The sequence below is a fragment of the Tindallia californiensis genome (assembly GCF_900107405.1).
Classification (GTDB): Bacteria; Bacillota; Clostridia; order Peptostreptococcales; family Tindalliaceae; genus Tindallia; species Tindallia californiensis.
In genome coordinates this window covers 1-10,650 of sequence record NZ_FNPV01000002.1, presented here as the reverse complement: position 1 = coordinate 10,650, position 10,650 = coordinate 1, and the positions used below count along the sequence as shown (strand labels likewise).

Genomic DNA, 10,650 nt, shown 5'->3' with positions numbered 1-10,650 from the left:
CCAGAGTGGACAGAATGAGTATCGCAAACCTTTTTTTAAGAAGGTGAATATGCTACAATAGTGTCGGTAATGTTCGATTATAAGCAGTGCTACGTCATCGGATAAATATCACCATAAGGAGAAAACTATGAACTCCAAATCCATAAAATTACTTGAATTTACTAAAATTAAAAAAAGATTGGCTGAGTTATGCCTATCAGGTTTAGGCTCGGAGTTAGCGGAAGGATTAAAGCCCAAAACAAACTTTTACGATATTCAAGAACTACAAAAAGAAACGGCGGAAGCTGAAACTATTCGATTGCAAAAAGGTAGCATGCCTTTATCTGAGTTAAAAGATATATTAGGGTTACTAAAAAAGGCGGAATTAGGTTCGGTATTGGATTTAAATCAATTGCTTATAATAAAAAAACAACTTACAACGGTGAGAAAATGCAAGGCATTTATGAATGCTTATGGAAATAAAGATCATATACCAATTTTCATGTCAAATGTACAGTTGTTAGAAGTGGACAAAGAATTAGAAGAACGACTTGAAAGCTGTATTGTTAGCGAAACGGAATTGTCAGATCATGCCAGCCCTGCGCTAAGGCAAATCAGAAGAAAAATACAACAGAAAAATGAAGGGATTCGTTCAAAATTAAACAGTTTTATTCAGTCCAGTAAAAACCAAAAATATCTACAAGAAGCAATTATTACCATTAGGCAGGAAAGGTTTGTGGTACCGGTAAAACAAGAGTATAAATCCATGGTTCCGGGAATGGTTCATGATCAATCCTCTTCAGGTGCTACATTATTTATTGAACCCATGCCTATTGTAGAAATGAATAATGCGTTAAAGGAACTTAAAATAAGTGAAGGGATTGAAGTAGACAGAATACTACTAGAGCTAACGGGTGAGGTTGCTTCGATAGCCGATATGTTAAGACAAAATCAAGCAACAATGAAAAAGATGGACTTTATGATGGCTAAGGGAGAAATGGCTGTTCAGATGAAAGCCATAGAACCGGTTTTGGTGAAAGAGAGACAAATACACTTTAAAAATGCCAGGCACCCTTTGCTAAAAGATCAAGAAGTAGTTCCTATTACAATAAAACTAGGTGATCCACAGCATGCACTTGTTATCACCGGACCAAATACAGGTGGAAAAACGGTTACTTTAAAAACAGTAGGATTATTCGTTTTAATGACACAAAGTGGGTTACATATTCCGGCAGATGTAGGTAGTCGGATGGGCACTTTTGATGAAGTTTTTGCAGATATAGGTGATGAACAAAGCATTGAGCAAAGTTTAAGTACTTTTTCCTCGCATATGAAAAACATCGTAGAAATACTAAGAAATGTTACTGGGAATTCTTTAGTATTATTAGATGAATTAGGAGCGGGCACGGATCCAACGGAGGGTGCTGCGTTAGCGATGTCTATTCTTACCTATTTAATCAACAAGCGTTCACTTGTTCTGGCTACGACACATTACAGTGAGCTGAAACAATATGCTTTAATGAACGATGAGACAGAAAATGCTTCTGTAGAATTCGATATTAAAACACTGAGTCCTACATATCGATTACTCATTGGAATACCAGGAAAGTCGAATGCATTTGAAATATCATCAAAATTAGGTTTGGATCAACATGTTATTGAACAAGCAAAAACATTTTTAACAAAGGATAGTATTGATTTTGAAGATATATTAAGGTCAATCGAAGAAAATAAAATCTTGGCCGAAGCTGAATCGGAAAAAGCAATACAATTAAGACGGCAACTTTTAGAACGTGAGAGAATTATTTCTGAGCGTGAGAATAAAATACAAATACAACAGGACGAATTGATTGCAAAAGCAAAGAGAGAAGCGTATCAGTTGGTGGAAGATGCTAAGAAAGAAGCGGACAGGTTGATTGAAGAAATAAGAAAAATAAGAGAACAATCGACTGTGGTAACTGGAAATAAATCGGCAGAGAGAGTGAGAAGTCGACTGAGAGAGAAGTTGTCAGAATTGGAGGTAGATGGTTCCTATCACCTGCTGGGCGAATCTGTTGATGTGGAAGAATCAAATAAACCGGTAAAAGAAGGGGATGAAGTAAAGATTCCTTCACTAAATCAAACAGGATCGGTAATCTCTATTGATCATGACAAAAAAGAAGCTTTAGTGCAAATCGGTGTGATGAAGATGTCATTACCAATCAAAAAATTAGTCAAAACATACCGAGAACAACAAAAGAGTAAAAAAGGACTCCAGAGAATTATTCAGCATAAAACGGAACATACGACAAAAGAATGTGATTTAAGAGGAAAAGATTTGGAAGAGGCCATGTATATTGTGGATAAATATTTAGACGATTCATTTCTCAGCGGGCATGAAGAAATTACCATTATTCATGGAGTAGGGACAGGTGTTTTGAAGCAAGGAATTCAAAAGAAATTAAAGAAACATAGGCTAGTCAAGGGTTATAGGGATGGCATTTATGGCGAAGGCGGTGCTGGAGTTACCATTGTGAAGCTTAATAGATCTTGACCTATATAAAGGAGTGGTTTATGATGATTGCAGTTAGTGCATGCCTTTTAGGTATTCCTTGTCGATACGATGGAAAAGCCAAACATTATCCTCAAATAATGAGCAAACTGAAGGACAAAGAAATAATTTCAATCTGTCCTGAAGTGTTAGGAGGGTTGCCAGTGCCCAGAAAGCCGGCAGAAATCATGAATGGCACTGGCAGTCAAGTGCTATGTTAGCGGCTCATGGGATTAATGTATTAGCGAGCACGAAATAGAGAAAACAAGATAATAATAAGATATGGACATGATAAGGAGAATTAAAATGTTAAATTATTCCAGATTGCAAAAAGCACTGTGTTTTCTTATAATAATTTCTGTTGTTTTCTTTATAGGATGTAGAAATAACGATACTGAGACAGAAGAAACAGAACAAGAAACATCTCAATCAGAAGCACAAAATGAACAAGAATCTGAAATGAAACAAGAATCTGAAGAATCTGACGAAGGTAAGAATAATGATCGAATACAGTATGTGTTATACTTAAAACATCAAGATCAGCCCTTTGTATTTTCAGATTCCCATCAAATAGCTTCTAACGACGAACGACTTCAAAATAAAAGTTTATCTCTGTTCGTCCTTGAGGAACTATTAAGCCAAGAAGGGATCGGAGAACTTATCAATCCGATTCCTAAAGAAACAAAAATTTTATCCGTGGAAAATGATGGTAGAACGGCTGTTGTGAATTTATCTGAAGATTTTGTCCAGAATATATCCGGTACTCATGAAGATATCGAGGCTACTATCGCTGTAATTGTTAATAGTTTAATAACATTGCCAGAAAATGACCGAGTCCGACTACTAATTGACGGTAATCAAGTTGATCAGATTCAAGGATTGCCAATTCAAGAAGAATATGAGTTTATTACGAGCTATTATCCAGATAAATAAGCAGTATACAAATGATATTGAAAATAATAGGAGGAAAATAAATGAACCCCTTTAAACAAATGATTGCTGAAAACATAGCAGAGAGTCTAGAACACCAATCTGCTCAAGAGATTATGCAATGGATAGAAAAACCACCGAACAGTGACTTGGGCGATTATGCGTTTCCTTGCTTTAAATTGTCTAAAGCATTGAGGAAAGCACCTCAAAGTATTGCATTGGAAATATCTGAAGCAATAAAAAAAGATGATGTGTTTTTAAAAACAGAAGCCATCGGTGGGTACCTGAATTTCTATTTCAATAGAAAAAAACTGGCAGAAAAAGTGCTGAGTGAAGTGATAAATCGAAAAGAAAAATTTGCATCCAGTAATGAAGGCGCAGGTAAAACGATTTGTATCGATTTCTCCGCACCAAATATTGCAAAACCCTTTCATGTTGGTCATTTGCGGTCAACGGTTATTGGAAGTTCTTTATATAAAATATATAGCCATATGGGTTATGAATGCGTTGGAATCAACCATCTTGGGGATTGGGGAACTCAATTTGGAAAAGTAATTGTGGCTTATAAGAATTGGGGAAATCAGGAAAGAATAGAAAAAGAGCCAATCCAAGGACTTCTGGATCTTTATGTAAAGTTTCATGATGAATCCGAAAAGACTCCGGAACTGGAAGATGAGGCGAGAGAATGGTTTGTGAAAATGGAAAAAGGCGATAAGGAAGCACTGTCTTTATGGAAGTGGTTCAGTGAAGAAACGATTAAAGAGTTGAAAAAAATATACAGTTTACTGGGCGTTCGTTTTGATCATTATACTGGTGAAAGTTTCTATAACGACAAAATGAAACCTATTTTGGATGAACTTCATCAAAAAAATCTCTTAGAAGACAGTCAAGGTGCTGTTTTAGTAAACCTGGAATCTTACAATATGCCTCCTTGCTTAGTGCAAAAGAAAGATGGTAGCACCCTTTATGCAACTCGTGATATAACAGCAGCAATTTACCGGAAAAACACCTTTGATTTTACAAAATGCTTGTATCTAACGGATTACTCTCAAAATCTTCATTTTGCACAATGGTTTAAGGTAATAGAATTAATGGGTTATGAGTGGGCGGCTGATTTAGAACATGTTCCGTTTGGGAGAGTAACTCATGAAGGAAAAAGAATTCAAAGTAGAAAAGGTACAGTGGTATTACTGGAAGAAGTTATAGAGGGTGCGATAGAGAGAGTTTTTAATATTATTGAGGAAAAGAACCCGGAATTGCCTAATAAAAAAGAAGTGGCGGTTGATGTAGGAGTTGGGGCAGTTATCTTTAATGATTTGAGTCATAATCGAATTAAAGATATTTCTTTTTCATGGGATACAGCTTTTAGTTTTGATGGAGAGACAGGTCCTTATGTTCAGTATACACATGCACGAGCTGTAAGCGTATTAAGAAAAGCAGGCATAGATTTGGAAGAAAAAACATTTCAAATAGAGGGCTCTTATTTGGAAGATGAAGTTTCTAATCAGGTAATAAGACAACTGGAAACCTTTGAAGACGCTATTAGGGATGCCATGAACAAAAATGAACCTTCAATCTTAACACGACATGTTGTGGATTTAGCTCAGAGTTTTAATCGATTTTATCATGACCATCCCATTCTAGTAGATGATGCCAAGGTAAAAGAGACTCGGTTAGCACTGGTTGTTTCTGTTAAAGAAGTTCTTCACCTGGGATTGAGTTTATTAGGAATTAAAGCGCCGGATCGTATGTAAAAAAAACTCTTGTTGGGGTTGCCAACAAGAGTTTTTTTCAAGCATCTCTACTGTGTTTTTTTAAGAATCTTGCATACTGGAAAATAGTTCTTCGACACTTATTTCAGATAGATCTGTTAACTGTTGAATCAAATCATCCTTTAAGAGAACAAATTCCTGGATATTAGTATGCTCGCCAGTGTACTCCAGTGCCTGTAATATCATTAAGAAATCTTTTTTGGAAATGTTTTCAATAGAAATATAATCAAAATTTTCCATAACTCCCTCGCTTTCTTACCTAAATTTGGTATTAAATAGTAATGTCATAAGTATTGTATCTAAATGATAGGCGGGATGCAAGGTTATTATGCAGCAACTTTATAGATCTCTTTATAACTTAAAGCATGTTGAAGCATTAGTAAAGAAATGGATTTAACAGCAAAGAGAGAACTGTTGACATCATTATCCATACTCTCTTCATTAGCTTCATAGCGTGCATGCAAATGATCTAAATACCTTTTAATCTGGCTTAGATCTGTGAAGTTGATATTTTGGTTGAGTTCAAAAGCATGAGTCTGAAAAGGTTCTTTTTCTTTGAAGCTTTTGTGTAATGATCCTTCATATTTTAGATGCTCCCAAAAATGATTCTGATAGGTAGCCCGATCATTATGAGGGATGCAGAAATAGTCAGCAATATAATGCGTAATAACTCCGATTTTTTGTGATAAGTAGGATATATACGGCTGGTTATTCGTTAATGTGCTATTAGATATGGTTTGAATTTCATCACAAATAACATCAAAGGATTGTGGTTTAAAATGTTTGAGTTTAGGAATTCCAGAGAAGATATCAGGCTTTATACTTCCATAAACGAGTTGAGTTTTATCAAGAGTAAGGTTCAGGGTACGGTTAACTTCATGATATATCTCATTGGCAATAATAACGTGCGTTTGCGGTATCAAATAAAATATCCACCTTTCAATTAAGATTAACTGTGGTACATTATATCCAAAATTTTATTTACATGCAATAGGTTTACATAAAATTGATTTGAGGTGATTAGAGTGAAAATATTACTAATTGGAATTAATGCTAAGTTTATCCATACAAACCTGGCGATTCGATATTTAGCAAAGGGTTTATCACAAGAAAGCATCGAAAATGAACTTGTAGAGTATACAATAAATCAGCATATGGAAGATATTTTGCAAGAAATCTATTTGAAAAACTGTGATATTGTTGGTTTTTCCTGTTATATCTGGAACATTGAACTAATCAAAAAAATAGTATCCAGCTTGAAAAAATTAAAGCCTGACCTAATGATTCTTCTGGGAGGACCGGAAGTATCCTGCGAACCTTATCAATTCATGGTGGAGAATGAGGGGGTAGATTTGATTTTAATGGGGGATGGGGAAGAAAGACTTCCGAAATTAATTCATGCTATCAGCAACTACGATGATTATTCTGAACTTCCAGGCCTTGTTTTTAGAGCAAAAGGTGATATCTTTGTTAATGAAATACCTTATGAAAACAAAGATAATAAATTATTACAGCTACCGGATCCTTATACAATGGAGGATGAATTTCATCCAGAGAAAATATATTACTACGAAACATCGCGAGGATGTCCATATCAATGTAGTTTTTGTTTGTCTGGATCACAAAACAAGCTTTCCTATTTGCCGATGCATCAATTAAAAAAGGTGTTATTACAATTGATTTCAAAAAAAGTAAAACAAGTGAAGCTCGTAGACAGAACTTTTAATAGCGATGGTGGAAGAGCCTATGAAATATTTGATTTTTTAATTCGTAATGATAATGGATACACTAATTTTCATTTTGAAATTGGTGGAGAACTAATAAACAATGAACTAATGAGTGTACTTGAGCTAGCTTCACCAGGGCTTTTTCAGTTTGAGATAGGAATACAATCCACCAATGAAGAGACATTGCAGGAAATCAATCGAAATCCTCGGCAACAAAAATTGATGAATAACATTCAAAAGCTTATAGAACTAAAAACAATACATATTCACGTTGACTTAATTGCGGGCCTTCCGTATGAAAGCTATTTTCAATTTAGAGAGTCTTTCGATAGCATTTTTGACCTTAAAGCAGACATGATACAGCTTGGGTTTTTGAAACTAATAAAAGGATCGGAGATTAAGCAACGCCGACAAGAATATGGATATATTTTTATGGAACATCCTCCATATGAAGTGCTTTCTAATGATTGGATTTCCTATTCGGAAATAATACGTCTAAAGAATATTGAAAAAATGCTCAATCTATTTTGGAACTCAGGAAGTATGAGGTATACGCTAGAATTTATTAGTTTGCAACCAACGGTTAGTATGTTTCGTATTTTTGATGACATGAGCCGTGATTGGCATCAGAATAAAGATATAATGAGTAACTATAAGTATGATGAAACAATAGAGTTTCTAGAATCTTTTCTAATGAGCCGTTTTGCGGAAATCCATAAAGAGATATACTATTTGATGCATTTGGATTATTACAAAAAAAGCAAACGACACAAAGCTTGGTATGGACAGAACGAAGAAAAATACCCGGTAATGCTTTCTAAGGAAGACACACATTTAATACTTCATGATGAAGCATTTGTTAGAAACTATTTACCTCAATTTTTCAAAGAACCAGTTAAAAAATTCATTTCTAAAGTGCAAATAATGTTAGTACCTTCTGATTTAGAATCTGTAATGATACCTTTTATAAAGAACATTGGTTGTTGGGAGGTTAATAAGAACAACTCAGACTATTATCAACTAAATGAACTATTAGAAAACCATTCACTATTACTTTTTCAATATGAAAAAAATCAATTTAAGAGATTATCAGAATACGGTATAAAAATGATTAGAAAAAAACAGTAGGCTTAGAATTATAAATGAATCGATAATGGGGGAGAACTGATGAGCTCAGACAAATTATTTTGCTTTTTAAAGCCATTCACTGAGAATTTAACGTTCATAACATTAAAACCAGGAACAACGCTAGGGTTAGAGAATTATCAAGTGCCAGCTGATGGCCTTGATGTTCCTCTTATTACACTGTCTTTAGCTGAAAACATTAAAAGGCATCAGGAAGATAAAGTGATCAATAGCTCAATGATCATAAAAGGAATCGGTTATTTACTGGGGATCGACACCTCCTTCTCTAAAAGAATGGAGTATGAAAAATTGATTGCAGCTAGTGGATTGTCAGCTTCTCAAATATGGTTAAAGGAAGCCATCGATTGTCAAAAAGAAGAACAGTTTGAAGAAGCTCTTATTTTTGCGCGGGCTGTATCGTTATTTGAGCCTGAAACGGAGGAGGCGCTGTTATTGACAGGTGTCTCATCTTATCAGGTAGCCTCGAGGTTAGAATCAGAAAATATCCATAGGAAAAATCTTATATCCGAATCCTTATTGTATTTAGAGTTATTATATGAAAAGGGTATAAAGAATCCACTATGCAACTATTATCTGGGATTGCTATATCGCGAAAGTAAAACTTACAATAAAGCAATGGAAGTTTGGAAGGAAGCCGAAAGTATGGAAATGAGTGAAGAGGAAAAAGCATTACTGGTGAAACAGATAGAAGTAGTGGGTGATCTAGCCATTTATGAAAATGGCTACCAGGCAGCTTTGCAAAACAAAGGTGCAGAAGCTTTAGAGTGGTTATTACCATTGGTTGAGAGACACCAGTCCTGGTGGAATCTACATTTTTTTGTAGGATTAGCCTATGAACAAACGGGTAGTTTGATGGAAGCGATCAAGTATTACGATAAAGTGATAGAGATTAAAGGATATCATGAAGAGACATATCTTCAATTAATAAATATTTATCTGATAATAGAAGAACCTCAAAAGGCATTGTCTATGATGGAAGAGCTTCTGAGGAGGAATAAAAACAGTTTAGAAATGAAATGCAAAGCTGCTCTGATAGCTTGCGTAGCATCCCAATATCAGCGATCAAAATCTCTGGTTGAGGAAGTAGAAAAATTAGATCCGAATTTCCATATGTTGAAAATAGTAAAGCAACAAATTCAGACACTTTCTAAATCATAGCAAGAGTGCTATAATAAATATACAAAAAAATAGCAAGCCTTAAAAAATATTATGTGAGGTGAAAACAATGGTGCGTTGTTTAGAAGATTTGTTGAATATACCAAATCCAAATATAAAAATGAGATTGGCAGTAGCGGCGGCTGAAGATTCTGATGTAATGAAAGCGGTAAATGAAGCTAAGAAACTAGACATAATCGAACCGATATTGTTTGGGAATAAATCTAAAATAGAAGAAATAGCGATACAGATTGGGATGGGACTAGAAAATATCGAAGTATGCGATTGTGCTGATTTAATAGAATCAGCTGAAAAGGCAGTGGGGTCTGTATCAATAGGAAATGCTCAGTTCTTAATGAAAGGTCTTGTAGATACATCTATTTTATTAAAAGCGGTATTAAAAAAAGAAAGGGGATTAAGGACTGATAGATTGTTGAGTCATGTAATGGTTTATTCTCCAAAAACATATCATAAACTATTGTTTTTAACAGATGGTGGAATGAATATTTCTCCAAACCTTAAGGAGAAAGAACAAATTATTATGAATGCAATTGAAGTAGCAAGAGCTTTAGGTGTTAGTCCTGTGAAAATTGCTTGTTTAGCAGCCAAAGAAAAAGTTGATGATAAGATGGAAGCAACTATAGATGCAGCCAACTTGGTAAAACGTGGAAAAGAAGGAATCTTTGGTAATGATTCGATCGTTGGTGGTCCGATGGCATTAGACCTTGCCGTTTCGAAAGAAGCAAGTAGGATTAAGCGATATGAGAGTCAGATAGCTGGAGATACAGATATACTGATGGTTCCTAATATCGAAATGGGCAATGGTATAGGGAAAACCTTGACATATATGGCTCAGGCAGAATCAGCAGGAATTATCATGGGAGCTAAAATTCCCATTGTATTAGTATCCCGAGCCGATGAATTTAAATCAAAACTTTATTCGATAGCTTTGGGAAGCATGATAGCTAGAAACAGTAACGCTTAATGAGAGTTCATAAAAATAGAAGCCTGTGGTGCTCACTGTTGGAAATTCTTGACAAGTTCCAAACTATATGCTATATTCATTCTTGCCCCTTGAAGTGGGCACCAGAAAAAAAGAAAAATAAACCATTGACATGAAGCGATAAAGATGGTAAAGTAATAAAGTCGCTAAAACACAGCGACGGCAACGAATGCGAAGCGAAAAACAAGATAAAAAAAGGTATTGACATCGAAAGCAGAGCATGGTAAGATAATCAAGTCGCTTAAGAGCGGCAAGAAATAAGCAAAGAGAGTTCTTTGAAAACTGAACAGCAGAGAGAACGAAACCACACGTTAAAACGTGATGGAAAACGCAAGCAAAAGCTTGGGTACAGGAAGAATTTATATAAGAGTTTGATCCTGGCTCAGGATGAACGCTGGCGGCGTGCCT

The 10,650-nt window shown here is 35.1% G+C and carries 9 protein-coding genes; 7 read left to right on the top strand and 2 right to left on the bottom strand.

Annotated features, from left to right (window positions below; translation table 11 throughout):
- Positions 1-127: 127 nt before the first annotated feature.
- The 4 genes from BLV55_RS02215 (at position 128) to argS (ending at position 5,193) form a co-directional block, all read left to right on the top strand.
- Positions 128-2,512 (top strand): endonuclease MutS2, encoded by a 2,385-nt coding sequence (locus BLV55_RS02215; RefSeq protein WP_093310612.1) that lies wholly within the window; start codon positions 128-130, stop codon positions 2,510-2,512.
- A 23-nt stretch (positions 2,513-2,535) separates the two neighbouring features.
- Entirely contained in the window at positions 2,536-2,730 is a 195-nt protein-coding gene (locus tag BLV55_RS02210; RefSeq protein ID WP_093310610.1) for a 2-thiouracil desulfurase family protein, read from the top strand.
- A gap of 85 nt (positions 2,731-2,815) precedes the next feature.
- Entirely contained in the window at positions 2,816-3,442 is a 627-nt protein-coding gene (locus BLV55_RS02205; RefSeq protein ID WP_176968219.1) for a GerMN domain-containing protein, read from the top strand.
- A 41-nt stretch (positions 3,443-3,483) separates the two neighbouring features.
- Positions 3,484-5,193 carry an arginine--tRNA ligase gene (argS, locus tag BLV55_RS02200; protein ID WP_093310607.1) on the top strand — a complete coding sequence of 570 codons (1,710 nt, stop codon included), beginning with the start codon at positions 3,484-3,486 and terminating at the stop codon, positions 5,191-5,193.
- Between the two features lie 60 nt (positions 5,194-5,253).
- Here the strand turns inward: argS and BLV55_RS02195 are convergent, their stop codons facing one another.
- Together BLV55_RS02195 and BLV55_RS02190 are read right to left on the bottom strand one after the other, a co-directional pair.
- A complete protein-coding gene (locus BLV55_RS02195; RefSeq protein WP_093310605.1) occupies positions 5,254-5,451 on the bottom strand; it encodes a hypothetical protein in 198 nt (65 codons plus the stop codon).
- Positions 5,452-5,537: 86 nt separating this feature from the next.
- Entirely contained in the window at positions 5,538-6,134 is a 597-nt protein-coding gene (locus tag BLV55_RS02190; RefSeq protein ID WP_176968218.1) for a zinc dependent phospholipase C family protein, read from the bottom strand.
- Positions 6,135-6,236: 102 nt separating this feature from the next.
- Here BLV55_RS02190 and BLV55_RS02185 point away from each other — a divergent pair, with 102 nt between their 5' ends.
- The 3 genes from BLV55_RS02185 to BLV55_RS02175 all read left to right on the top strand — a co-directional run bounded on the left by BLV55_RS02185 (position 6,237) and on the right by BLV55_RS02175 (position 10,224).
- On the top strand, positions 6,237-8,066 hold the full coding sequence (locus tag BLV55_RS02185) for a B12-binding domain-containing radical SAM protein (RefSeq protein WP_176968217.1): 1,830 nt from the start codon (positions 6,237-6,239) through the stop codon (positions 8,064-8,066).
- A gap of 39 nt (positions 8,067-8,105) precedes the next feature.
- On the top strand, positions 8,106-9,242 hold the full coding sequence (locus BLV55_RS02180) for a tetratricopeptide repeat protein (RefSeq protein ID WP_093310599.1): 1,137 nt from the start codon (positions 8,106-8,108) through the stop codon (positions 9,240-9,242).
- Positions 9,243-9,309: 67 nt separating this feature from the next.
- Positions 9,310-10,224 (top strand): bifunctional enoyl-CoA hydratase/phosphate acetyltransferase, encoded by a 915-nt coding sequence (locus tag BLV55_RS02175; RefSeq protein ID WP_093310597.1) that lies wholly within the window; start codon positions 9,310-9,312, stop codon positions 10,222-10,224.
- Positions 10,225-10,650: the final 426 nt, after the last annotated feature.